23 protein-coding genes are annotated in these 25,071 nt (G+C 59.3%); 9 read left to right on the top strand and 14 right to left on the bottom strand.

Going from position 1 to position 25,071, the window contains the following annotated elements:
- Positions 1-37: 37 nt before the first annotated feature.
- The 3 genes from BKD70_RS18245 to BKD70_RS18255 are packed head-to-tail and all read right to left on the bottom strand — an operon-like array spanning position 38 to position 2,283.
- Complete coding sequence (locus BKD70_RS18245) at positions 38-967, bottom strand: DMT family transporter (RefSeq protein WP_047276042.1); 930 nt, start codon at positions 965-967, stop codon at positions 38-40.
- Positions 968-1,016: 49 nt separating this feature from the next.
- Positions 1,017-1,421, bottom strand: a complete 405-nt coding sequence (locus tag BKD70_RS18250; RefSeq protein ID WP_047276044.1) for a DUF2177 family protein — start codon at positions 1,419-1,421, stop codon at positions 1,017-1,019.
- A gap of 25 nt (positions 1,422-1,446) precedes the next feature.
- Positions 1,447-2,283 carry a S1 RNA-binding domain-containing protein gene (locus tag BKD70_RS18255; RefSeq protein WP_047276046.1) on the bottom strand — a complete coding sequence of 279 codons (837 nt, stop codon included), beginning with the start codon at positions 2,281-2,283 and terminating at the stop codon, positions 1,447-1,449.
- Between BKD70_RS18255 and BKD70_RS25090 the strand changes: the two genes are divergently transcribed.
- The 3 genes from BKD70_RS25090 (at position 2,282) to BKD70_RS18265 (ending at position 3,710) form a co-directional block, all read left to right on the top strand.
- On the top strand, positions 2,282-2,458 hold the full coding sequence (locus BKD70_RS25090) for a hypothetical protein (RefSeq protein ID WP_169859521.1): 177 nt from the start codon (positions 2,282-2,284) through the stop codon (positions 2,456-2,458). The two genes, BKD70_RS18255 and BKD70_RS25090, sit on opposite strands and share 2 nt — an antisense overlap.
- Positions 2,459-2,628: 170 nt before the next feature.
- A complete protein-coding gene (locus BKD70_RS18260; RefSeq protein ID WP_019410559.1) occupies positions 2,629-2,808 on the top strand; it encodes a hypothetical protein in 180 nt (59 codons plus the stop codon).
- Between the two features lie 179 nt (positions 2,809-2,987).
- On the top strand, positions 2,988-3,710 hold the full coding sequence (locus BKD70_RS18265; RefSeq protein ID WP_047276049.1) for a TorF family putative porin: 723 nt from the start codon (positions 2,988-2,990) through the stop codon (positions 3,708-3,710).
- A gap of 23 nt (positions 3,711-3,733) precedes the next feature.
- On the opposite strand, the gene BKD70_RS18270 is transcribed toward BKD70_RS18265, so the two are convergent.
- Both BKD70_RS18270 and BKD70_RS18275 read right to left on the bottom strand, forming a co-directional pair.
- Positions 3,734-4,126: a hypothetical protein gene (locus tag BKD70_RS18270; protein ID WP_047276051.1), complete on the bottom strand. Its 393-nt coding sequence runs from the start codon at positions 4,124-4,126 to the stop codon at positions 3,734-3,736.
- 141 nt (positions 4,127-4,267) lie between these two features.
- Positions 4,268-5,614, bottom strand: a complete 1,347-nt coding sequence (locus BKD70_RS18275; RefSeq protein WP_047276053.1) for a DEAD/DEAH box helicase — start codon at positions 5,612-5,614, stop codon at positions 4,268-4,270.
- 192 nt (positions 5,615-5,806) lie between these two features.
- Here BKD70_RS18275 and BKD70_RS18280 point away from each other — a divergent pair, with 192 nt between their 5' ends.
- Positions 5,807-7,105 carry a mechanosensitive ion channel family protein gene (locus BKD70_RS18280; protein WP_047276055.1) on the top strand — a complete coding sequence of 433 codons (1,299 nt, stop codon included), beginning with the start codon at positions 5,807-5,809 and terminating at the stop codon, positions 7,103-7,105.
- A 57-nt stretch (positions 7,106-7,162) separates the two neighbouring features.
- Here the strand turns inward: BKD70_RS18280 and BKD70_RS18285 are convergent, their stop codons facing one another.
- From BKD70_RS18285 to BKD70_RS18295, 3 genes are all read right to left on the bottom strand, one after another.
- A complete protein-coding gene (locus tag BKD70_RS18285) occupies positions 7,163-7,735 on the bottom strand; it encodes an alpha/beta hydrolase (RefSeq protein ID WP_047276057.1) in 573 nt (190 codons plus the stop codon).
- A 38-nt stretch (positions 7,736-7,773) separates the two neighbouring features.
- Positions 7,774-8,634, bottom strand: a complete 861-nt coding sequence (locus BKD70_RS18290) for a carboxylate/amino acid/amine transporter (protein WP_047276059.1) — start codon at positions 8,632-8,634, stop codon at positions 7,774-7,776.
- Positions 8,635-8,849: 215 nt separating this feature from the next.
- The gene (locus tag BKD70_RS18295; protein ID WP_047276061.1) at positions 8,850-9,449 is read right to left on the bottom strand and encodes an FMN-dependent NADH-azoreductase; all 600 of its coding nucleotides are present in this window, start codon (positions 9,447-9,449) and stop codon (positions 8,850-8,852) included.
- 206 nt (positions 9,450-9,655) lie between these two features.
- Between BKD70_RS18295 and BKD70_RS18300 the strand changes: the two genes are divergently transcribed.
- The 4 genes from BKD70_RS18300 to aqpZ all read left to right on the top strand — a co-directional run bounded on the left by BKD70_RS18300 (position 9,656) and on the right by aqpZ (position 14,166).
- Positions 9,656-10,579, top strand: coding sequence for a LysR family transcriptional regulator (locus BKD70_RS18300; RefSeq protein WP_047276063.1), 924 nt, complete (start codon positions 9,656-9,658; stop codon positions 10,577-10,579).
- 112 nt (positions 10,580-10,691) lie between these two features.
- A complete protein-coding gene (locus BKD70_RS18305) occupies positions 10,692-11,261 on the top strand; it encodes a peptidylprolyl isomerase (RefSeq protein ID WP_047276065.1) in 570 nt (189 codons plus the stop codon).
- Positions 11,262-11,430: 169 nt separating this feature from the next.
- On the top strand, positions 11,431-13,263 hold the full coding sequence (locus BKD70_RS18310) for an ABC transporter ATP-binding protein (RefSeq protein ID WP_047276067.1): 1,833 nt from the start codon (positions 11,431-11,433) through the stop codon (positions 13,261-13,263).
- Positions 13,264-13,464: 201 nt separating this feature from the next.
- Positions 13,465-14,166 carry an aquaporin Z gene (aqpZ, locus tag BKD70_RS18315; protein WP_047276069.1) on the top strand — a complete coding sequence of 234 codons (702 nt, stop codon included), beginning with the start codon at positions 13,465-13,467 and terminating at the stop codon, positions 14,164-14,166.
- An 18-nt stretch (positions 14,167-14,184) separates the two neighbouring features.
- On the opposite strand, the gene BKD70_RS18320 is transcribed toward aqpZ, so the two are convergent.
- On the bottom strand, positions 14,185-15,309 hold the full coding sequence (locus tag BKD70_RS18320; protein WP_047276071.1) for a GNAT family N-acetyltransferase: 1,125 nt from the start codon (positions 15,307-15,309) through the stop codon (positions 14,185-14,187).
- Positions 15,310-15,666: 357 nt separating this feature from the next.
- On the opposite strand from BKD70_RS18320, the gene BKD70_RS18325 reads away from it, so the two are divergent.
- The gene (locus BKD70_RS18325) at positions 15,667-16,959 is read left to right on the top strand and encodes a putative porin (RefSeq protein ID WP_047276073.1); all 1,293 of its coding nucleotides are present in this window, start codon (positions 15,667-15,669) and stop codon (positions 16,957-16,959) included.
- A 62-nt stretch (positions 16,960-17,021) separates the two neighbouring features.
- On the opposite strand, the gene BKD70_RS18330 is transcribed toward BKD70_RS18325, so the two are convergent.
- From BKD70_RS18330 to aceK, 5 genes are all read right to left on the bottom strand, one after another.
- Entirely contained in the window at positions 17,022-17,264 is a 243-nt protein-coding gene (locus BKD70_RS18330) for an anti-sigma factor (protein ID WP_047276075.1), read from the bottom strand.
- Entirely contained in the window at positions 17,258-17,860 is a 603-nt protein-coding gene (locus BKD70_RS18335) for an RNA polymerase sigma factor (protein ID WP_047276077.1), read from the bottom strand. The genes BKD70_RS18330 and BKD70_RS18335 overlap by 7 nt, the downstream gene beginning before the upstream one ends.
- A gap of 56 nt (positions 17,861-17,916) precedes the next feature.
- Positions 17,917-19,038 carry a beta-ketoacyl-ACP synthase III gene (locus tag BKD70_RS18340; protein WP_047276080.1) on the bottom strand — a complete coding sequence of 374 codons (1,122 nt, stop codon included), beginning with the start codon at positions 19,036-19,038 and terminating at the stop codon, positions 17,917-17,919.
- Between the two features lie 187 nt (positions 19,039-19,225).
- On the bottom strand, positions 19,226-23,137 hold the full coding sequence (hrpA, locus tag BKD70_RS18345; protein ID WP_047276082.1) for an ATP-dependent RNA helicase HrpA: 3,912 nt from the start codon (positions 23,135-23,137) through the stop codon (positions 19,226-19,228).
- Positions 23,138-23,272: 135 nt separating this feature from the next.
- Entirely contained in the window at positions 23,273-24,982 is a 1,710-nt protein-coding gene (gene aceK / locus BKD70_RS18350; RefSeq protein WP_047276084.1) for a bifunctional isocitrate dehydrogenase kinase/phosphatase, read from the bottom strand.
- Between the last annotated feature and the right edge of the window lie 89 nt (positions 24,983-25,071).

The raw sequence follows: 25,071 nt of genomic DNA on the forward strand, positions 1-25,071 counted from the left end.
TTGCAGCCACCGACTCCGCAGCCGGCGATGCCATCGGTCAATGGCCCAGCAGCGTGCGCAGACGCCGACGCAACCACTGCTCAGCACTGACGAATGTGATACCGAACAGCACCAGAATGGCACCCACGACAAAATTGAAACTCAGCGGTTCGTCGAGCACCAGCACGCCAAAGGTCACGCCAAACAGTGGGGTCATGAACGAGAACACCGCCAGGTTGGACGCCAGATAACGTTTGAGCATCCAGAACCACACCAAATAGCTGAAAAACGACACCACCAGCCCTTGAAACAGCACACTGGCCACCGCCACGGTGCTGAGGCTGACGTGGCTGATCTGGCCACTGGCTGCCGCGATCACCAACAACCCGACAAAGCCGACCATCAATTGGTAAAACAGCGTCAGGGTGACCGGTGCTTCAGACAGTCGCGAGCCCCGCACCACCACCGTCGTCGCACCCCAGGCCATGCCGGCCAAAATCCCGCAGGCATCGCCCAGCAGCATGTTGCGGTCCATGTCGGCCAACGACACGCCGCCCGCGAAAGCAAACACGATGCCGAGGAACGCGAGGAAGATCCCCAGCCACTGCAACGGGCGCAAGCGCTCACTGGGCAACAGCCAGTTGACACCCAGGGCAGTAAAGATAGGGGCGGTGTAAAGGAAGACCGACATATGCGCAGCGCTGGTCAATTGCAGACCTTCGGCAATGAAGAAAAACTCCAGACCGAACAAGCTGCCGGCCAGCAAACCGGCGCGCCACGTGGAAGGCACCTGGCTCCAGCCGCCTTTGCAGCAGATCAGCACACCCACCAGCAATGCCGCAATGCCCGAGCGGGCGGCCGCCTGCATCACGGGCGCAATATCGGGAGCGGCCATTTTGATGACCACTTGCTGCACGCCCCAGATCAAACAAAGGCCCAGCATCACTTGCAAGGCAAACGAATCCGTAGGCCGCCGCGAAACACTCATATCAACACCCTGGATCCATCAACAAACGCATCGGGCCACCACGTGTGCATCACGCGGCCATTTTGCGGGCAGTCCAATAACCTGAAAGTGAGGCCAGGCAGGTCAACAGCGTCCCCCAGGCCATGTCCATCAACGCCAACTGCGCCGACCAGCCATTGAGGGTGGCCCAGTTGGTCATGTCATAGGTGCCGTAGGCGATCAACCCGAAAAACGCGCCGGTGACCGCCGCCCTGCGCGCACTGCCCTGGGCCAGCGCCGGGCGCACGACAAAAAACACCACGCCCGCCACATACAACAAGTAAAACACGGCTGCCGGCCCCCAATTAGGAGATGCCAGCATCAGGGGGCCGAACAGCTCTTTATAGGTGGAGCTCATGAGCACACCCAACCAAAGGCCGTCGAGAATCAGAAAAGCCAGTAATACGCCGCTGTACGCCCACACACTTTTCCTCATCTCGACAGCCCTCTTGGCAGGTGGATCAGATCAATTCGATACGGTCCGGGTGGATCGTAATCTTGCCTTCCTTGTACAACGAACCGATGGCTTTCTTGAAGTTGCCCTTGCTCACACCAAACAGGCTGCTGATCAACTCGGGGGCACTCTTGTCGCTCACCGGGAGCACGCCATCATGTTCACGCAACTTGCCGAGGATCTTGGAATTCAGGCTGCTGGCGGCTTCTTGACCGACGGGCTGCAAGCTGAGGCTGATCTTGCCATCGGCGCGAATCTCTTTGATGAAGCCTTTCTCTTGCTTGCCTGCACGCATGAACTTGAAGATTTCATTCTTGTGAATCAAGCCCCAGTGCTTGTTGTTGATCACTGCCTTGAAACCCATGTCAGTGGCTTCAGCCACCAGCAAGTCGACTTCCTGACCCACCTGATAGTTGGCAGGGGTTTTATCCAGGTAGCGATCCAGACGCGCAGTGGCCGTAATACGCCGGGTGTGTTTGTCCAGATAGACATGCACCACCACGTATTCGCCCGCCTTCATCTGGCGTTTTTCTTCCGAATACGGCAGCAGCAAATCCTTGGGCAAGCCCCAATCCAGGAAAACGCCGATGCTATTAACTTCCACCACTTTAAGACTGGCGAATTCACCCACCTGAACTTTTGGTTTTTCAGTGGTGGCAATTAACTTGTCATCGCTGTCTAAATAAACAAATACGTTGAGCCAATCTTCATCTTCACTGGGAATATCTTTGGGAATATAACGATTGGGTAACAGGATTTCCCCGTCAGCCCCGCCATCGAGATACAAACCAAAGTGAGTGTGTTTAACCACTTGCAAACTGTTGTAGCGACCGATTAAAGCCATGTCCAATACCCTCATTACGTGGGCGGCATTCTACCCGAGTTTGGGCGGGCACACCGAAGCGGCACCGTCCAGGCCTGAAAAAATCTGCGCCACGCCTGATTTAGCGGCATGTGCGGGTATTTCCGGCTGCCGCTCGTCAGTGCGCAGCCACTCCACGGTGGCAACCCAAGGCTAAAAAATGCCCGACTGTTATGAATTAAAACAGCGAGTTAGCGGGTTAATAAGCCGTTCGCGATAATTATCAGCGGCGCTGATAATTATTTTACGCCGATATTTAACAAGCAATTGTCAAGCCTTTCAGGTATTATCGCTGGCCAAGTTATTTTCTACAGGTCAATAGCCGCCATGCGTGTAAAAGCATCCGCCAGCAAAGCAAAGCCAGCTCCTGCTGTTGAAACCAGTGATTCTATCAATGCACAAATTGCCGCCTTCCTGAAGTCCGGTGGCGAAATTCAGCAAATTGATAAAGGCGTCAGCGGTCAAACGTTCGGCCCGTCCAAGCAGATCACGCTCGGCAAAAAGTAATACCCCTCGCATGACCTGGTCCTCTTGCGCTTTGCCCACAAAGCGCTAGGACTACCGAGCCATTCTCCCCTGCTTCGCCCCATCTTCGAAAAATCGACCAACGGCACCCTGTGGCCGACGCGTACCCGTATCCTCTAAGGCCTCTAGATCAAGCCTCTGAGCCCATACAGGAGGGACCCATGCTCACCCGGGCATTCCTACTGGCCAGCATCCTGTTGACCAGTACGTTAGTTGATGCACACGTTTTCTCCCGCGAGCTAGGGGATTTCGACCTCAAACTGGCCACTCAACCCAGCCGCAGCATGGCACAGGGCCTGGTCAAACCCACCAGTGCCGGTTCCACCTTCCACGGCGGCCTGGACCTGACCCACGACAGCGGCTGGTACGTCGGCCAATGGGCGCCGACCATGGGCATCAAGCCCGGCACCAACCTCGAAGTCGACACTTACATGGGCTACAAGCACCCGTTCGATCAGACCCTGAGCTATGAACTGGGGATGATTCACTACAGCTACCCCGCACTCAGCCCCCTCGACAGCCAGCAGTTCTATGCCGGGCTGACCATGCTGGGCACTCGCTTCGGCGCGGCCTTCAGCAATGACCCGGATCGACAGGACACCACCCTGTTTGCCGACCTGGGCGTCAATCAGCCCTTCGGCATTGGCGTGAGCATGAAATACACCACCCACCAGCTCGGCACCCCGGTATCGATTGTCGAGGGCGGCAGCGTGCGCGCCTTCAATGACTGGTCCATCAAGTTCTCACGCCCCTTTATGGGCATCGACCTCAACCTGATCTACAGCGACTCCAACCTGGACGGCACGCAATGCTCGGCCTATTCGGGGCAAAACGCGCAATGTGACGGACTGGTCACCCTCAAGGCCGAGCGCGCGTTTTACTGAACCCGCATTAAACGCAAGGTGACTCAAGCAATTTGGGGCTTGGCGGCGACGCTATCGAAGGTCTCGGGATCAAGGGGATCCACTTGCTCATTCAACACCTGTATCGGGTGCTCGCTGCCCGGATTTGAGCTGTCGATCATGCATAGCAGGCGAGATCCACGTTCCGTCAGGACAAAATTTTCACCCGTGCCGCCTTCGTCTTCGGGACGCGGCTCGATGTAGCCCTGCTTCAACAACAAGGCTTCATAATCCGAGGCCAATTTCTTCAAATCATCGAGACTGCCTAGTTTTTGGGCTTCATTAGCCATTTCAACAGCGTAATCCTCTGCATACTGACGCGGCGCGAACGGCTCGCCAGCACCGTTTTGCACTTCATGCAGAAGACGCTCAATCAGTGTCCAGTTATAAGTGGTCATCAGCTTCACTCTCCGTACGGTGGGATAAAAGATCCTTCATGAGTAGTGACTGACAAACCCCACAGACGTTCAGACGCAGTTTTACAGGCGCAAAAAAACCCGGCCTGGGCCGGGTTTTTTTGACAGCGCTTGCGGGGCGGATTATTCCGCTGCCGGCGCTTCTGGCTTGCGACGCTTGAGCGGCGCCATACCGTCCTTGCTGACCAGCGACAGGGCGTCGGTCTTCGGGCGATTGGCGATCTTGCGCTTGGTAGGCGCCTTGGCGCCTGATTTCTTCTTGTCGCCTTTGGCGTCGGTCTTTTTCTTTTTCACGCCGACCGCTTTGCCCGAGGCCTTAACCTTTTTCGGTCCGCCGTACGTGCCTTTGACTTCCTTGATGGTGCGACGCTCAAAGGTTTGCTTCAGGTAGCGTTCGATGCTGGACATCAGGTTCCAGTCACCGTGGCAGATCAGCGAGATCGCCAGGCCATCGTTACCTGCACGGCCGGTACGGCCGATACGGTGCACGTATTCGTCGCCGCTGCGCGGCATGTCGAAGTTGATCACCAGGTCCAGGCCTTCAACGTCCAGACCACGGGCTGCCACATCGGTCGCCACCAGGATCTTCACGCCGCCCTGCTTGAGGCGGTCAATGGCCAGCTTGCGGTCTTTCTGGTCTTTCTCACCGTGCAAGACAAACGCCTTGTACTCCTGCGCCACCAGACGGCCGTAGATACGGTCGGCCATGGCACGGGTATTGGTGAAAACTATGGCCTTCTGATACGTCTCGTTCGCCAGCAACCAGTTAACGATCTGCTCTTTATGCTGGTTGTGGTCGGCGGTGATGATCTGCTGACGCGTGGTGGCGTTCAACTGGCTGACCTGGTTGAGCTGCAAGTGCTCGGGGTTGGTCAGCACCTTGCCAATCATGTCACGCAGGCCCGAACCACCGGTGGTGGCCGAGAACAGCATGGTCTGCTGGCGGTTAGGGCATTCGTCCACCAGACGCTGGACGTCTTCGGAGAACCCCATGTCGAGCATGCGGTCGGCTTCGTCGAGCACCAGCACTTCAACTTCCTTGAGGTCCAGATTGCCCGCGTTCAGTTGCTCCAGCAGACGACCCGGCGTACCGATCAGGATATCCGGCACCTTGCGCAACATGGCCGCCTGAACCTTGAAGTCTTCACCCCCGGTGATCAGGCCGGATTTGATGAACGTGAACTGCGAAAAACGCTCCACTTCTTTCAGCGTTTGCTGTGCCAGCTCGCGGGTCGGCAGCAGGATCAGGGCTTTGATGCTGACGCGGATTTTGGCCGGGCCGATCAGGCGGTTCAGGATCGGCAGGACGAAAGCGGCGGTCTTGCCACTCCCGGTCTGAGCTGTTACCCGCAGGTCACGCCCTTCGAGCGCGAGCGGAATGGCCGCTGCTTGCACAGGCGTAGGCTCGACAAATTTAAGCTCGGCCACAGCTTTAAGCAGGCGTTCGTGCAGGGCGAAATCGGAAAACACGGGTGCTACCTCGAAGAAATGCAAAAAATCAGCGGCATAGAGTAACGGTTTCGAGCGCTCAGGCCGAGTTTCTTTGCACCAACGGTGTGAAACAACTGCTTTTTTAGGGTCTTTAGTCCCACGTCAGCCCATAAAGCGCCGGTAAATGCTCTAATCCATGAGCCATTTACTTTTGGGGTAACGTTTTCGCTTATGGATATTCAACAACTCTGGGTTCAGTTCCAGACCCTTTGGGCCAACCTTGACGATCATCCCTGGCTGTCGGCACTGCTCGGCCTGATCGTACTGGTGAGCATCGCGCTGATCGCCGGCCACATTGCACGCATCCTCATTTTGCGCGTGACCAAGATCCTCGCTCGCCAACCGGCGCTGCACTGGATCAACGACTTGCGCGAACACAAGGTGTTCCACCGACTGGCACAACTGACGCCATCGCTGATGGTGCAGTTCGGGCGCAATCTGGTGCCGGACATGAGCGACAACGGTCGCCACTTTCTCGGCAACCTGGCGCTGGCCATTACCATTTTCGTCCTGACGCGGGTCATCAGCGCACTGCTGGACGCGATGCTCGATATTTACTCGCGCACCAACTACGCCAAGACCCGCCCGATCAAGGGCTATGTGCAGCTGACCAAAATGCTGCTGTATGTGTTTTCGGCAATCATCATCGTCGCCACCCTGATCGACCGCTCGCCAATGCTGCTGCTCTCGGGCCTGGGGGCGATGTCTGCGGTCATTTTGCTGGTCTATAAAGACACCCTGCTGTCGTTTGTCGCCAGTGTGCAGTTGACCAGTAACGACCTGCTGCGCGTGGGCGACTGGATCGAAATGCCGCAAGTGGGTGCCGACGGCGATGTCATCGACATCACCCTGCACACGGTCAAGGTGCAGAACTTCGACAAAACCATCGTCTCGATTCCGACCTGGCGCCTGATGTCCGAGTCGTTTAAAAACTGGCGCGGCATGCAGCAGTCCGGTGGGCGCCGGATCAAACGCAGCCTGTTTATCGATGCAGCCGAAATCGGTTTTCTCACCGATGAACAAGAGCAGCGGCTGGAGCAAGTGCGTTTGTTGCGCGACTACCTGACGCGTAAAAAAGCCGAACTCAAGAGCTGGAACGAGGCCCAGGGCAACGTCGCCGAGCTGTCAGCCAACCGTCGACGCATGACCAACATCGGTACGTTCCGCGCCTACGCCCTGGCTTACCTGAAAAGCCATGCCGAGATTCAGCCGAACATGACCTGCATGGTGCGCCAGATGCAGACCACCGCTCAGGGCGTGCCGTTGGAAGTGTACTGCTTCACCCGCACCACGGTGTGGGACGAATACGAGCAAATCCAGGGCGATATTTTTGACTATTTGCTGTCGGTGATGCCGGAGTTCGGCCTCAGCGTGTATCAGCAACCGAGCGGCAATGACTTGCGCAACGGGCTGCTGAACAAGCTCAAAACGCCCCTAGTGGTGGCTGAAGCGGCCAACGCCGACGACTGATCGCCTTGTGCGGGCGTGCAGGAGCTGCCAGCGGGTGCTCCTGCACGGCGGGGACTGTCAGTGCCCGGCTGCCGTTTTGAATTGCGGATCGCCCGTCAACTCAAACAATAACCCCACCCCTTGCGGCCAATACCCCAGGCCACTGTCGGCATTGATATGCCCCGCATTGTCCAATGTCTCCAACCTTTTGCTGCCCCACGCCTCGCTAAAGGCCTGTGCCCGTTCAAGCGCAACAAAAGGATCGTCCGTGCTGGCAACGGTGATGGACTCAAACGGCAGCTTGTTCAGGGGCATGGGGGTAAACCCCCGGGTGCCTGACGGGTAACTGTCCGCTTCGGTATCGCTGGGCGCCACCAGCAACGCGCCTCTCACCTGCTTGGCCGCCTCCGGGTGTTCGTGTGCCCAGCGGGCAATCAGGGTACAGGCCAGGCTGTGGGCCACCAGCGCCACCGGGCGCGGGCTGGCGGTGACCTTTTCATGCAACCGCTGCACCCAGTCGTCACAGGATGGCGTCTGCCAGTCGGTCTGTTTAACGCGCTTCAAGCCGCTGAAACGCTGTTCCCAATGGGATTGCCAATGATCGGGGCCTGAATCAAGTAGCCCGGGCAATATCAACACTCTGACGGTCATCCCTGCTCTCCTCTGGATGCTGGATAGTCACCGTGACCTTAGCTGCTCACTGGCCTGCGGTCGAGGCGACTGATCCACACGGCGACGAGTATCACTAATCCACCCAAAAACAGCCGCCCCAGCGGCTCGTGCTGATTCCAGATCAACAGGTTGAGCAACAAGCCCACCGGCACATGCAGATTGTTCATCACCGCCAGCGTGCCCCCGCTGACCAGGCAAGCGCCCTTGTTCCACCAGTACATGCCCAGCGCGGTGGATACCAAGCCCAGAAACAGCAGCACACCCCACTGCAACCGCGCGTCGGGCAGAAAGTGGGCCTTGCCGAACAGCAGGAAAGCTGGCAACACCACGGCCAGTGCGCCCAGGTAGAAATAACCGAAACGCCGGTAGTGCGGCAAATCGCTGGGGTAACGCGCCACCAAATGCTTGTACATCACCTGCCCGGCGGCGTAAGTAAAGTTGGCCAGTTGCAGCAGCAGGAAGCCTTTGAAAAAGTCCGGGCTGATGCTGTCAAAACGAATGACCGCCGCACCGCTCACGGCCACCAGTGCCGCCACCAGCGCCCACGGGTTGAAGCGGCGATTGAGCGCGTCTTCAATCAGCGTCACGTGCAACGGCGTCAAAATGGTAAACAGCAACACTTCCGGCACGGTCAGGACGCGAAAACTCAAATACAGGCAGACATAGGTGATGCCGAACTGCAACGCGCCGATCAACAGCATGCCGCGCATAAAGCCCGGCTCAACCGCGCGCCAGCGGGTTAAGGGGATAAACACCAGCCCCGCCAGCACCACCCGTACCAGCACTGCAAAGTAACTGTCGACATGCCCCGCCAGATACTCGCCAATCAGGCTGAAGGAAAACGCCTGTATCAGCGTAACAATCAATAAATAGCCCATTACTTTTCGCCTGCCGCCCAACGGAATGAGGGCGACCTTAGCGGTTTTCCACCGGCAGCGAAATCCCGGGCAAAAAAAACCCGATACAGCTAAAAAGCTGATCGGGCTGGAGCACTCAGAAGCAAAGTGCAAAGGGAGGTTCGATGCGCGAACCGCATGCTTGAAGGAGCAATGAAGCGATTAAGCCCGCTGGCGATTACCTGCCGATTAAGGCGTCATGCAATCTCTGAAATCCGGGATCTGGCTTGGTTCAATCCTTTTTCCTGGAAGTCACCACCCAAATTCATACCCTCTGCGTGGATAAAGGCCACATCGTGGATCCCGATAAACGCCATCACCTGACGCAGGTAGGGTTCTTGGTGGTCCGTGGTGCTACCCGCGTATAGGCCGCCCCGTGCCGTCAACACGTATGCTTTTTTGCCGGTTAGCAGCCCTTGCGGCCCGGTGTCGGTGTATTTGAACGTCACACCCGCCCGCAACACGTGATCCAACCAGGCTTTGAGGGTGCTGGGAATGGCGAAGTTGTACATCGGTGCGGCCATGACCAGCACGTCGGCGGCCAGCAATTCATCGGTCAGTTCGTTGGAGCGCTGCAACGATGCCTGTTCCGCCTCGCTGCGTTGCGCTTCAGGCTTCATCCAGCCACCCAACAGGTTGGCATCCAGGTGCGGAACCGGGTTACGCGCCACATCGCGGACCGTGATCAGGTCAGCTGGATGCGCCGCTTGCCATTGGCTGATGAACTGCCGGGTCAGTTGACGGGAAAAGGAATCCTGCTGGCGGGCACTGCTTTCGATGATCAGAACACGGGACATGATAGGTAGGCTCCATCTCTAAATGCTGTAAGGCGATGGAGTGAAGGTTAAAGGCCACAGCTTCGATGAAAAAGCGCAAATACCTGCTACAACCTATCTATAAAGTTGTTTATTAATCGTTGTGCCGGTGCGAACATCAGGCCCACGTGCCTTGGCCCAACGTGGCTACCAGCGCAGTCATCTATTCATTCTCAGAGGTACTCATCGTGAAAGCGCCCCGCGTGACCCTTGACCAATGGCGCACCTTGCAAGCGGTGGTCGACCATGGCGGCTTTGCACAGGCCGCCGAAGTGCTGCACCGCTCGCAATCGTCAGTCAGTTACACCGTGGCCCGCATGCAGGACCAGCTCGGCGTGCCACTGCTGCGCATCGATGGGCGCAAAGCCGTGCTCACGGAGGCTGGCGGCGTGTTGTTGCGCCGCTCCCGGCAACTGGTCAAACAAGCCAGCCAGCTCGAAGACCTCGCCCACCACATGGAGCAAGGCTGGGAAGCAGAGGTACGCCTGGTCGTGGATGCCGCCTACCCCAACGCACGCCTGGTCCGTGCTTTGGCCGCCTTCATGCCGCAGAGCCGCGGCTGCCGGGTGCGGTTGCGCGAAGAGGTCTTGTCCGGGGTTGAAGAAGTGTTGCTCGAAGGCGTGGCCGATCTGGCCATCAGCAGCTTCAACATTCCGGGTTACCTGGGCACCGAACTGAGCGCGGTGGAGTTTGTGGCCGTGGCCCATCCCGACCATCCGTTGCATCGCTTGCAGCGCGAGTTGCAATTTCAGGACCTGGAAAGCCAACTGCAAGTGGTAATCCGCGACTCGGGACGCCAGCAACCCCGCGACATGGGCTGGTTGGGGGCTGAACAGCGCTGGACCGTCGGCAGCCTGGCCACCGCGGCGGCGTTTGTCGGCAGCGGACTGGGCTTTGCCTGGCTGCCACGGCACATGATTGAGCGGGAAATCAACGAAGGCGTGCTTAAACCCTTGCCCCTTCATCAAGGCGGCAACCGTCACCCGGTGTTTTACCTGTATTCCAACAAAGACAAACCGCTGGGGCCTGCGACGCAAATTCTTGTCGAGTTGTTACGCACCTTCGACACGGCCCCACTGGACGCCGCCTTTGCAGCGCCCTTGCAAGCATGACAGCGGTGGGCAGGAACCGGATTCGGGCATATCCTGTCCAACACTCGCGACATCTGCTTTGCTGTCTGCGTGACCTTCAACCGTCACCCCACTTTTTCAGGATCACACACCCATGCTTAAAAAAATTGCCCTCGCCGCTGGCGCCCTGCTGTTTGCCGCCAACCTGATGGCAGCGACGCCTGCATCGGCCAAGGCGCCCCATGTGCTGTTGGATACCAGCTTCGGCAAAATCGAAATTGAGCTGGACCCGGTCAAGGCCCCGATCAGCAGCAAGAATTTTCTGGCATACGTCGACAGCGGCTTTTACACCAACACCATTTTCCACCGCGTGATTCCAGGATTTATGGCGCAAGGCGGCGGTTTTACGGCCCAGATGGTGCAAAAGCCGACCCGCGACCCGATCAAGAATGAAGCCAGCAACGGCCTGCACAACGTGCGCGGCACGCTGTCGATGGCACGCACCTCCAACCCGAATTCCGCCACCAGCCAGTTCTTTATCAACGTGGCCGATAACGCGTTCCTTGACCCGGGCCGCGATGCCGGTTACGCCGTGTTCGCGAAGGTGGTCAGTGGCATGGACGTTGTGGACCAAATCGTCAACTCGCAAACCACCACCAAACAAGGCATGCAAAACGTGCCCATCGACCCGGTCGTTATCAAATCTGCCAAGCGCATTGATTGACCGATTGAGCCTTGCAGGAAGCGTAGACCGCTCCCCCTGAACGTAGCTGCTGCCAAACCTGCGAGCTGTTACACCTGCCGGAACAGCTCGCACGTTTGAGTCCTTGCGTGTTCATCGGGTCAGTGGTCACACCACGAAAGGAGAGCCCGCGCTGCGGGCGTCAGTGCCCATGCTTTATCGCCGCTTCGAAAAACTGATCGATATCTTCCGCGAACCGCCCACCCCGGCGCCCCCCTCGACGGTCTGGGCGTTTTATCTGTATTACCTGCGTCAGGTCTGGCCGATTTTTGCCGCCTTGCTGGTGATCGGGCTGGTGGCGGCGCTGATTGAAGTTTCCCTGTTCAGCTACCTGAGTACCTTGATCGACCTGGCCCAAGGCACGCCCAACACTGATTTTTTCAGGGTCCACAGCACCGAGCTGATCTGGATGGCCGTGGTTGCGCTGATCATTCGTCCAGTTTTTTTCGGCCTGCACGACTTGCTGGTGCATCAAACCCTGAGCCCCGGCATGACCAGCATGATCCGCTGGCAGAACCACAACTACGTGCTCAGGCAGAGCCTGAACTTCTTCCAGAACGATTTCGCCGGGCGCATCGCCCAACGCATCATGCAAACCGGCAACTCGTTGCGCGACTCATTGGTGCAAGCCGTCGACGCGCTCTGGCATGTGCTGATCTACGCCATCAGCTCGCTGGTGCTGTTTGCCGAGGCGGACTGGCGCCTGATGATTCCACTGCTGACCTGGATCGGGCTGTATATCGGCGCGCTCTATTACTTCGTACCCAGGGTCAAGGAGCGCTCGGTGGTGTCCTCCGACGCGCGCTCCAAACTGATGGGCCGCATCGTCGATGGCTACACCAACATCACCACCCTCAAATTGTTTGCCCACACCCACTTCGAACAAGAGTACGCGCGCGAAGCCATCGTCGAGCAAACCGAAAAAACTCAACTGGCCAGCCGTGTCGTGACCAGCATGGACGTCACCATAACCGCCATGAACGGCCTGCTGATCGTCACTACCAGCGGCATGGCCTTGTGGTTGTGGAGTCAGTCGCTGATCAGCGTCGGCGCCATTGCCCTGGCCACGGGCCTGGTGATTCGCATCGTCAACATGTCCGGCTGGATCATGTGGGTGGTCAACGGCATCTTCGAGAACATCGGGATGGTTCAGGACGGCCTGCAAACCATTGCTCAGCCGTTGGCCGTCACCGACCGCGAAAATGCGCCCCGCCTCACCGTCACGCGCGGCGAAGTGCGCTTTGAGCATGTGGATTTCCACTATGGCAAACGCAGCGGGATCATCAGCGACCTGAACCTGACCATCAAACCTGGCGAAAAAATCGGCCTGATCGGCCCTTCTGGCGCGGGCAAGTCAACGCTGGTCAACCTGTTGCTGCGCTTGTATGACCTGCAAGGCGGACGCATCCTGATCGACGATCAGAACATTGCCGAAGTGACGCAGGAAAGCCTGCGTGAACAAATCGGCATGATTACTCAGGACACTTCGTTGCTGCACCGCTCCATTCGCGACAACTTGCTGTATGGCAAACCGGATGCCACCGACGACGCGTTGTGGGCTGCCGCGCACAAAGCGCGAGCCGACGAGTTCATCCCGCTGCTGTCCGACGCCCAGGGCCGCACCGGCTTTGACGCCCATGTGGGCGAACGCGGGGTCAAATTGTCAGGCGGCCAGCGCCAGCGGATAGCCATTGCGCGGGTGCTGCTGAAAAACGCGCCCATCCTGATCATGGACGAAGCCACCTCAGCGCTGGACTCCGAGGTTGAAGCGGCCATTCAGGAAAGCCTTGAAACCCTGATGCAAGGCAAAACCGTGATCGCCATTGCCCACCGGCTATCCACCATCGCCCGCATGGACCGTTTGGTGGTGCTGGACAAAGGCCGCATCGCAGAAAGCGGCACCCATGCCGAGTTGCTCGCCCACGGCGGTTTGTACGCACGGCTTTGGCAACATCAAACGGGGGGATTTGTCGGCATCGACTGATCCAAACCAACCGCTCCTGTAAACCCCCTGAAACACATCGCCAGCGCCCGGTTTTAAAGGGCTCTGGCTTTTTTTTGGGCAATGGAAAATCCGCTGCCGCCTGCTGTAATGAAAAAAGGATTCGGAGGAATTCTGTCGTCAAACATGCAGGATGCACCGAGTGATCACTGATAGATCAAGCCATCTATCCAGGACCCTGACATGAACCTGTTCAAACGCTCCATCACAGAGTTGATCGGCACTTTCTGGTTAGTCCTTGGCGGGTGTGGCAGCGCGGTACTCGCCGCTGCTTTCCCCGATGTCGGCATCGGATTGCTCGGCGTGGCGCTGGCATTTGGTCTGACAGTACTGACAATGGCCTTCGCCATCGGCCATATCTCCGGCTGCCACCTCAACCCCGCCGTATCCTTCGGGTTGTGGGTGGGCGGACGCTTCCCGGCCAGGGAGTTGCCCGCCTACATGGTGGCCCAGGTCATTGGCGGGATCATTGCGGCCAGCGTGCTGTACTTCATCGCCAGCGGCAAACCGGGTTTCGATCTGGCCGTCAGCGGGCTGGCCGCCAACGGCTATGGCGAACACTCACCCGGAGGCTATTCAATGATCGCCGGGCTGGTGTGCGAATTGGTCATGAGCGCCATGTTTATCCTGATCATCATGGGCGCCACCGATAAACGCGCACCGCCCGGATTGGCCCCCATTGCCATTGGCCTGGCACTTACGCTGATTCACCTGATCTCAATACCGGTGACCAACACCTCGGTCAATCCGGCCCGCAGCACCGGGCCGGCGCTGATCGTCGGCGGCTGGGCGATCCAACAGCTGTGGATGTTCTGGGTGGTGCCACTGGTGGGCGCGGCCATCGGCGGGCTGACCTATCGCTGGCTGGGCAAGACCGACAACTGAGGTGCAACACGGCGAGGCTCAGGCCTGCCGATAAGGCAGCGCCGACCTCGCTTGTTCCGCATACGCCAGCACGCCTTCGCGCTCGCGTTCCAGAAAATCGCTGACCGCGGCTTTCAGGCCCGGGTGCCGCAGGTAATGCCAGGAACGTGTGATGACCGGCTCAAAGCCGCGGATCAACTTGTGCTCACCCTGGGCCCCCGCATCGAAGCGCTGAATACCGTGGGCGATGGCGTACTCCATCCCCTGGTAAAAACACGTTTCGAAGTGCAGGCGATCGAACTCGGCCAGGCAGCCCCAGTAGCGGCCATACAGGCTATCGCCTCCCAACAGACTGAACGCCATGGCCACCGGTGAAGCGCCCTGCTTGGCCAATACCACGCGAATGGCCTCGGGCATGCGCTCGGCCAACAGGCTGAAAAATGCGCGGGTCAAATACGGCGTCTGTCGACGCACGGCGTAGGTGTGCGCATAGCAGGCGTAGACAAAATCCCACTGCGCCTCGCTCACCTGACGACCTTCCAGCCACTCGAACGTAAAACCCTGCGCGGCGACCTGCTCGCGTTCCTTGCGCATTTGTTTGCGCTTGCGCGAGCTGAGCGTGTCGAGAAAGTCCTGAAAGTCGCGATACCCGCGGTTTTGCCAATGGAACTGGCAGCCCAGGCGTTGCAACCAGCCGGCTTGCTCCGCCAACGCGCTGTCTGCCAGCGCATCGGTAAAATTGATGTGCGCACTGGACAACCCTTCAAGCTCCAGATAGCCCGGCAACGCCGCCAGCAACTCACGCCCTTGCTCGGCGCTGGCAGCCAAAAGACGCGGGCCGCTCACGGGGCTGAAAGGCACGGCAGTCAACAGCTTGGGGTAGTACTCGATCCCCGCCCGTTCACAGGCGTTGGCCCACTCGTGATCGAACACGTACTCGCCATAGGAATGCCATTTGCGATAACTGGGCAATGCCGCCTGCAAAGTGCCGTGCGCGTAATGCAACAGGTGCTCGGGCTGCCAGCCGGACTGCGGGTTCAGGCTGCCACTGTCTTCAAGCGCGCTGAGAAAGGCATGACGCAAAAAAGGGTGGGACGTCGGGACCAGTGCATCCCATTCAGGGGCGTTGATAGCCGACAGACTGTCCAGACGATGTAACGGCATTGAGGGGCTCCGGCACGCGCTTCAGAGCGGCGATGGTATCACCCCGCCCGCCTTTGAAAACGCCCTTCGCCGCCTCATGCCCGGCAGCACCTGCACACAGCACGCGTGCCGGCGCCGCACTTCAGCCCACCGGAACGCCTGCCAACCGGGGGCTGGAGCGGTGTCACAGACTTGCTATCACCCTGCCACTTTTCTGTCATATCCAGCCGCGATACTGGCGCCGCTTCTTAGAGCGCGGGGTTATGAGTGGACGGCTGCCAACACGCCAATAACACACTCGCCCCGCACCCATTTTGAGCCCGAGAAGGGCCGTTTTTCCTGGGATGGTCATCGCCATCCCACCACTGGGAGATTCATATGCGTCTTGTATCTACACGGGTTGCGGCGGGACTATGTGGCGGCCTGGCGTTAGCCATGAGTATTCCGGCCAGCGCCGGGGTCGATGCCAAACTGCTGGAAATGCTCAAGGCAAACGGTTCCATCTCCCCTGGCCAATACGCCGAGTTGCAAACCGAACTCGCCAGTGAAAAACAGGCTCAGCAGGAAGCTGCCGCCCAACAGGTCAAAAAATCCGACCTCAGCGCGTTTGAACAAAAAGTGGCATGGGCCGCCAAGACCGAGTTCAAGGGTGACGTGCGGGTTCGCCATGAGAACGTCAAGATCGACGGTGAGTCAGACGGCAAAAACAAGGACCGCCAGCGTATTCGTGCACGCCTGGGTGCCTACACCCAGATCAACCCGCAGGTGAACACCGGGATTCGTATCGCCACTGGCGGCGGCGACGATGCACGCTCGACCAACCAGGACCTGGACAACTATTTCGACAAGAAACAGCTGTGGCTGGATCAGGCCTATATCGACTACCACCCGACCGCGGTCAAAGACCTGCACCTGATTGGCGGCAAGATGCCACAACCGTGGGTGAGCACCGGTGATGTGATCTGGGACAGCGACATCAACCCTGAAGGCGTGGCCGCTACCTACAAGCACAACCTGGGCAACAGCGGCGTCGAAATGTTCGGCAGCGCGGGTTACTACACCCTCAAGGACAACGTCGACGGCGAAGGCGTGCAGTTCCGCCACGACCTGAGCATGTATGCCGGTCAATTGGGCACACGCTTCGCACCCACCGACAGCCTCAAAGTGACCTTGGGCGGCAGCGTTTACGGCTACAAAAACGACGATGACAGCAAGTGCCCGACCACCGGCACCAAAACCACGCCGTGCGCCCTGGCCGTCAATGGCAACAGCACCAGCGAGTTCCGCCTGTATGAAGGTTTCGGCCAGGTCGACATCGCCAACCTGCCACTGCCGCTGTCACTGTACGGCCAGTACGTGCACAACGCCGCCACCGACAGCGATCAGGACGATGCCTGGCTGGTGGGTTTCAAGAGCAAACTGGACGCCTTCAGCCTGGACTACAACTACCGCGACGTTCAACGTAACGCCGTGGTCGGGGCATTCACTGACTCCGACTTTGCCAACGGCACGACTGGCTCGCGTGGCCATAAGGTCAAACTGGGTTACGAAATCGACAAGAACTTCGGTGTCGGCGTGACGTACTACCTGACCAAGGCCGACTACGCCACCACGACCCAGAAAGACGCGAACACCAACACCCTGCAACTGGACGTAGAAGCCAAGTTCTAATCCCGGCTTGAATCAAAGAAAGGCGCCGTCGATCCCCTTCATCCGTCGACGGCGCCTTGTCTTTAGTCCCCTTTTTGGTGACGCGACCGCTCACGCACCATTCGCTCAACCGTCGCCTCAAGGTCCGCTGGCGGGGCCTGCGGCACGTGTTTGAGGGTGGCATTGAGCAACCGCATTTGCTTGATGAACCGACGGCAGTTGGGGCAGAACAGCAAATGATGGCGCACCAGCAGCCGCTCACGAAAGGTCAACTGGCCATCCAGATAATCACTTGAACGGGCAACTTGCTGTTTGCAGGTCAACATTCACCGGTTTCCTCGAAATGCTCCACCGTCGCGAAGACTTTAAGCCGGGCACGATGTATCAGCACCCGGGCATTAGAGAGCGTTATCTGCAGAAGATTACAAATGTCTTCCAGCGCCAGCCCTTCGCGCTCGCGCAACACCAGCACACTGTTTTGCAACTGCGGCAGGCTGAGCAAGGTGTGCTCAAGGCACTCACGCAGTTCGTCCTCCGTGAGCAAGGCTTCCGGGGTGTCCTGATGCCAGGCAAAAGGTGCCAACAGCCAATGGCCATCACTGGAGAAACGGTCATCGTCAACACTGCCGTGGGGCGATGGCAGGTCATCGAGCAGCACTTCGCGCCGATTCTGTTTGTAGCGGTTTTTGGCCGCGTTGGCCGTGATCGTCAGCAACCAGGTTTTCAGGCTGGATCGACCTTCGAACCCGTCCAGATTGCGCACCACCGACAACCAGGCGTCTTGCACCGCTTCGTCTGCATGACGACTGCCGACAATCGCGTACGCCACGGCACGCATGGCACTTTGATAGGTGCTGACCAGCTCGCGAAACGCCCGGTCATCACCCGCCAGCAGGCGGGCGAGTAATTCAGAGTCAGCCATCAGGCCTCACATCATCAGGGCCGCTGCCCTATCTGGACAACGACCCTGCAAGGGGATTAACGCTTGCGCAGAATCACGCTACCGATGGAGTAACCCGCACCGAACGAACTGAGAATGGCCAGCGCGCCGTTGGGCAAGTCATCCTGGTACTTATGGAACGCAATCACCGATCCCGCCGAACTGGTGTTGGCGTAGGTATCCAGAATCACCGGCGCTTCTTCGACCGAGGCTTCACGGCCCAGCAGGCGCTTGACGATCAGGTGGTTCATGCTCAGGTTGGCCTGGTGCAGCCAGAAGCGCTTCACGTCGGCTACGTCCAACTGGTTTTCTTCAAGGTGCTGCCCGATCAGCTCGGCCACCATCGGGCACACGTCACGGAACACTTTGCGCCCTTCCTGCACGAACAACTTGTCCGGGCTGTCGGCAGGTTCGTCCGAAGCACGGTTCAGGAAGCCGAAATTATTGCGGATGTTGTTCGAAAAGGTTGTCAGCAGTTTGCTGCTGACGATGTCGAATTGATGCGCCGAAGTCGCCAGGTCAGCGCGCTCGATCACCACGGCCGTCGCCGCATCACCAAAGATGAAATGGCTGTCGCGGTCCCTGAAGTTCAGGTGGCCGGTGCACACTTCGGGGCTGATCAGCAGCACGGCGCGGGCCTGGCCCAACTGCACACTGTTGCTTGCGGTCTGGATGCCGAAGGTCGCGGACGAGCAGGCGACGTTCATGTCAAAACCAAAACCCTGAATGCCCAGTGCGTGTTGCACCTCGATGGCAATGGCCGGGTACGGGCGCTGCAGGTTGGAGCACGCCACGATCACGCCGTCGATATCGGCTGCGGTTTTGCCTGCGCGCTCCAGCGCCTGCTGTGCCGCGCCGACCGCCATTTCGCAGAGCACCGACATTTCGTCGTTGGAACGCTCCGGGAGACGCGGGCGCATGCGCTGCGGGTCAAGGATGCCGTCCTTGTCCATCACAAAACGGCTTTTGATGCCGGAGGCTTTTTCGATAAAGGCCGCGCTGGATTCGGCCAGAGGCTGGATCTCACCGGCCTCAATGGCAGCCGCGTGTTCGGCGTTGAACTGTTGCACATAGGTATTGAAAGACTGCACCAGCTCTTCGTTGGAGATGCTGTTGGCCGGGGTATACAGGCCGGTGCCGCTGATGACGACGTTATGCACGGTCGTTCCTCTGTTCTGTTCAAGCAGAAAATATTGGCACTCGCGTACCAAATCATAAAAGGACTCACCCCGGACAAACGGGGGTGAAGTGCCTTGGATCACATACGTGTCTGGACTTAATAGCCGCGAAGTTTGCCATAAAAGGCAACATTTGCGTTATCGCCGCATCGACGGCCGCAGGCGCGTGTCACGCCTCCACCTGGCTCCACTGTTTGCTCAGGCGCTTGTCAGAAATCGGCACCTTGGTGCCCAGTTGCTGGCCGAACAGCGACACCCGGTATTCTTCCAGCCACCAGCGGTACAGCTCCAGTTGCGGATCGCGCTTGCCTTCCTGCGCATGCTTGGTGGCGCGGGCTTGATACTGCGCCCACAGCCCACTCAATTCGCCGCTCCACACCCGATCTTTTTGCACCTGGCCCGGCAGTTTCTCCAGGCGCAGCTCAATGGCCTTGAGGTAACGCGGCAGCTCCTTGAGCCACATCGCGGGGGTTTCCCGGACAAATCCGGGGTACACCAAATGGCTCAGTTGCTGCTTGATGTCATTCAACGCCACGGCCTGGGCCAGGTCGATCTTGCCTTTGAAGCGCTTTTGCAGACCGTGCCACAGCTTGAGGATGTCCAGCGTCAGTTTCGCCAGTTTCTCCGCGTGTTCCGTCCAGCCGGCGCGCTTGCGTTCGGCCAGTGAAGCCAGCCCGGCCCCATCACGTGGCAGCACGGCCTCGCCTTCAAGAATGCAGCTGTCGAGGCTGGCCAGCAGAATGTCTTCGACCAGACTTTCAACCCGTCCCAGCTCGCGGTACAGCAAGCCCAGTTCGGTCAGCCCCGGCAATTTGCCCCGCAGGAACTTCGCAGGTTCGGCCAACTGTTGCATCAGCAAGCGCTGCAAGGCGCGACGGTGCTGGTATTCGGCCTCGGCCGGGGTCGAGAATCGACCTTCCTTGACCGTATTGCCCTCTTCGACCAGCGCCGGGTACACCGTCATCGACAAACCGGCAATCTTTTGCTGGGTTTTCTCCGCCACCGGGGCAAAGCCCCTGGCCTGCACCGGCTGTTGGCTTTCGGCGCTCTGCGGCACCGCCAGAGCGGCTTGGCTGGCTTCAGCAAAACGCGCGGTCAGCTCGGCCAGATCGCGGCCTTCGCCAAGGAACTTGCCATGGGCGTCGACGATTTCCAGGTTCATCCGCAGATGACTGTCGACCTGCTGCGCCGCCTCGGCCCACGCCTCATCACTGACCCGCACGCCTGTCATGCGCAACAGTTCACGCCCCAGCGCCTGGGGCAACGAACCCTGACCAAACTCCATACGCTGCAACGCAGCCTTGACGAAGTCCGGCACCGGCACGAAGTTTTTACGCAATGCCTTGGGCAGGCTGCGCACTAGCGCGATGCACTTGGCCTCGATCATCCCCGGCACCAGCCACTCCAGGCGCTCGGGCGGCAGCACGGGCAACAGCGGCGCGGGCACTTTGACCGTCACCCCGTCACGGGGGTGGTTCGGCTCAAAGTGATAACTGAGCGCCAGCGTCAAATCCCCCAGACGCAATGTGTCCGGGTAATGCTGGGCGGTGATTTCAGTGGCCTCGCGGGCCAGCACGTCTTCTTCGCGCATGATCAACAGCTGCGGGTCTTTCTGACTGTTGACCCGGTACCAGCTGTCGAAAGTCGCGGTCTGATGAATCTCGGCGGGCAGGCGCGCATCGTAGAACGCAAACAGGGTCTCTTCGTCCGCCAGAATGTCACGGCGCCGGGCCTTGGCTTCCAGCTCGTCGAGCTGCTCCAGCAACCGGGCATTGGCCGCCAGGCACTTGGCCCGCGACTGGATCTCACCGCGCACCAGACCTTCGCGGATAAACAGCTCACGGGACAGCACCGGGTCAATCGGCCCGTAATGCACGGGGCGACGGCCCACCACGATCAAACCGAACAGCGTGATTTGCTCAAAGGCCACCACTTGCCCGCGTTTTTTCTCCCAGTGCGGCTCAAAGTAATTCTTTTTGACCAGATGCCCGGCCAGCGGCTCGATCCAGTCCGGCTCGATCTTGGCCACCATGCGCGCATACAGTTTGGTGGTTTCCACCAGCTCGGCGGTCATCAGCCATTGCGGGCGTTTTTTGCCCAACCCCGAAGACGGGTGAATCCAGAACCGACGCTGACGCGCGCCCAGGTAATCACCTTCTTCGGACTTCTGCCCGATCTGGCTGAGCAACCCCGACAACACGGCCTTGTGCAGCTTGGGGTAATCCGCCGGTTCTTTATTGACCGACAGTTGCAGGTCACGGCAGATCAAGCTCAGTTGACGGTGAGAATCGCGCCACTCGCGCAAGCGCAGGTAGTTCAGGAAATTCTTGCGGCACCAGTTGCGCAGCGGACTGGCGGTCAGCGCCTGGCGCTGCTCTTCAAACCCGCGCCACACATTGATCAGCGCGGCAAAGTCCGAGTCCACATCCTTCCATTGCGCGTGGGCCTGATCGGCCGCCTGCTGACGCTCCGGGGGACGCTCGCGCGGGTCTTGCACCGACATCGCACTGGCCACGATCAACACTTCCTGCAAGCTGCCGAGCTTGGCCGCTTCAAGCAGCATGCGCCCCATGCGCGGGTCGACCGGCAGGCGCGCCAGTTGGCGGCCCAGCGGCGTCAGCTGGTTTTCGCGGTTGACGGCGGACAGCTCCTGCAACAGGTTGAAGCCGTCCGTAATGGCTTTGCCGTCTGGCGGCTCGATGAACGGGAACGCCGTAATTTCCCCCAGACGCAGGTGCAGCATTTGCAGGATGACGGCCGCAAGGTTGGTACGCAGAATCTCGGGGTCGGTAAATTCCGGGCGCCCGTTGAAGTCTTCTTCGGCGTACAACCGCACGCAGATACCCGGCTCAACCCGCCCGCACCGGCCCTTGCGCTGATTGGCGCTGGCCTGGGAAATGGCTTCGATCGGCAAGCGCTGGACCTTGGCCCGGTAGCTGTAGCGGCTGATGCGTGCGGTGCCGCTGTCAATCACATAACGAATGCCCGGCACCGTCAGGGAGGTTTCTGCGACGTTGGTCGCCAAGACCACGCGGCGTCCGGGGTGCGACTGGAAAATCCGCTGCTGCTCGGCCGGTGACAGTCGTGCATACAACGGCAGGATTTCGGTGTGTTTAAGCTGGGCCTTGCGCAGCATGTCGGCGGCATCGCGGATTTCGCGCTCGCCGGGCAAAAACACCAGCACGTCGCCGGGGCTCTTGCGCTCATGACGCTCGTGGGCAGCAATTTCGTCCAGCGTCGCAATGATCGCCTGATCGACGCTCAAATCCTCTTCGACGCTGTTGCCCTCCTCGTCCTGCTCGGCGGTCAACGGGCGATACCAGGTCTCGACCGGGAACGTGCGGCCCGAGACCTCCACAATCGGCGCATCGTTGAAGTGCTTGGAGAAACGCTCCAGATCGATGGTGGCCGAGGTAATGATGACCTTGAGGTCCGGGCGCCGGGGCAGCAGGATTTTCAGGTAACCCAGCAAAAAGTCGATGTTCAGGCTGCGTTCGTGGGCTTCGTCGACGATGATCGTGTCGTAGCGTTCGAGGAAGCGGTCGTGCTGGGTTTCGGCCAGCAAAATCCCGTCGGTCATCAACTTGATCAGCGTGTTGGAATCGCTTTGATCCTCAAACCGCACCTGATAGCCGACCAACGCGCCCAACGGCGTCCCCAGCTCCTCGGCCACGCGACTGGCCACGCTGCGCGCGGCGATACGCCGGGGCTGCGTATGGCCAATCAAACCGTGCTGACCGCGCCCGATCTCCAGGCAGATTTTCGGCAGCTGGGTGGTTTTGCCCGAACCGGTTTCACCGGCCAGAATCAACACCTGATGCTTGAGCAGCGCGGCCTTGATCTCATCGCGCTTGGCGGCGATCGGCAAGTGTTCGTCATAGCGAATCAACGGCACACTGGCCGCCCGCGCCGTCACCTGCGCGCACGACGCCTCAACCCGCGCCACCCAGGCCGCCAGCTTGGCGTCGTCCGGTTTTTTGCGCAGCTCATGCAACTGCCGACGCAGCGTGTGGCGGTCGGCAATCATGGCGTGATCGAGGTTTTTCAACAGCTTGTCGATAGCAGGCGATTCGTCAGTCATCAGGTGCGTAACAGTCTTGGTAAAGGCAGGGGGCGGATTGTCGCAGATTTAAGGGCCCAAGCACGAATCTGTAGCACGACGACCCTCAGTTGTGCGTATCCGGGAGGTGTCAAGAAACGCCTCCCCTGCGCAGCATCATCCCCGCCGCCGATAAGGAAACACATCGATCACCTTGCCCGACGCGATGGAGGCTTGCAGGGCTTTCCAGTAATCGGCGTCGTAGATTTCACCGTGCAGCTCGTCGAACAAACGGCGCTGGCTGGCATCGGCGAACAGGAACGGCGGAAATTCTTCGGGGAACACGTCCAGCGGACCGATGGAGTACCACGGCTCGCTGGCCATTTCGTCTTCCGGGGTGCGCGGCTGGGGGATGTGCCGGAAGTTGGCTTCGGTCAGAAAGCAGATTTCGTCATAGTCGTAGAACACCACGCGGCCATGGCGGGTGACGCCAAAGTTTTTCAACAGCATGTCGCCGGGAAAGATGTTGGCCGCCGCCAGTTGTTTGATCGCTAACCCATAGTCGTCCAGGGCTTCGCGGATTTGCGCAGGGTTGGCGTTTTCCAGGTACAGGTTGAGCGGGGTCATGCGCCGCTCGGTCCAACAGTGGCGAATCAGTACCGTGTCGCCTTCCACCTCGACCGTGGACGGCGCCACGTCCAGCAGCTCGGCCAGGCACTCGGGCTCGAACTTACTTAACGGGAAACGGAAATCCGCAAATTCCTGGGTGTCGGCCATGCGCCCGACCCGATCCACGCTTTTGACCAGCCGGTATTTTTCAATGACCGTGGCCCGGTTGACGTTTTTGGAGGGTGAAAACTTGTCCTTGATCAGTTTGAACACGGTGTTGAAGCCCGGCAGGGTGAACACGGTCATGACCATGCCGCGCACGCCGGGGGCCATGATGAAGCGGTCATCCGTGGTGGCCAGGTGGTTGATGAAGGCGCGGTAGAACTCGGACTTCCCGTGTTTGTAAAACCCGATGGAGGTGTAGAGCTCAGCGATGTGCTTGCCCGGCAGGATGCGTTTGAGAAAGCCGACAAACTCGGCGGGCACTGGTACATCGACCATGAAGTACGAACGGGTGAAGGAGAAAATGATCGACACTTCGGCTTCGTCGGTGATCAAAGCGTCTATCTGAATGCCCCGTCCTTCGCGGTGCAGCAGCGGGATCACCAGCGGCCATTGCTCGTCACGGGTGTAGAGGCGCCCTACCAGATAGGCCCCCTTGTTGCGGTACAACACCGAGCCAAACAGTTCGATGCTCATGTCCGGGTCTTTGCACACCCAGTCGGGCAGGCTTTCACGCAGGTGTGCTTCCAGCCTGCGCACGTCGCCCGGTAAATCGGCGTACGCCTCACTGAACGCGTAGTCGCTGAAGATCTGCGTGAGCGTGAGGCTTAACTGCCCGGCGGGGCGATACGTGCGGGTTTGTGCGGCCCGCGGCTGACGCAAGGCCGGGCGCGTGGTGTGAATGAACATGCAGTCGTCGCTGATCAGGTCGTGGCTGAACAGGCTGCAAAACGTCGAGTTGTACCAGGTCTCGGCCAGCTCGTCGTCCAGCCGCGGATCAATCAGGCGGATGTACGCGTGCTTGACCAAGGGCCACTGGCTGGCATCCAGCAAACCCTGTTCAGCGAACGCCGATTGCAACCGCTGGCGGACCTGACTGACTTTTTGCTCATAGAGGTTGATCCGTGCGGCGGAAGCCTCCTGCGCGTCCTGCCACAGCGCGCCTTCAAACCGGGCGCGGGCGCCGTCGGTGATTTGCCGAAAGTGCTCACGGTAATCATCGAAGCCATCGAGAATCAGTGTTGCGATGGCGTCGGCCGGCCAGGTACGGGGCATGGGGAAAACCTCTGCACGAACGTCGTGGATGTTGTTATGCGCCTGAGCTTAGAGGCCAATTGTTACCGGACGCAACCATTGCCTTGCGC

Source organism: Pseudomonas sp. BS-2016 (assembly GCF_001806145.1).
Taxonomy (GTDB): domain Bacteria; phylum Pseudomonadota; class Gammaproteobacteria; order Pseudomonadales; family Pseudomonadaceae; genus Aquipseudomonas; species Aquipseudomonas lundensis.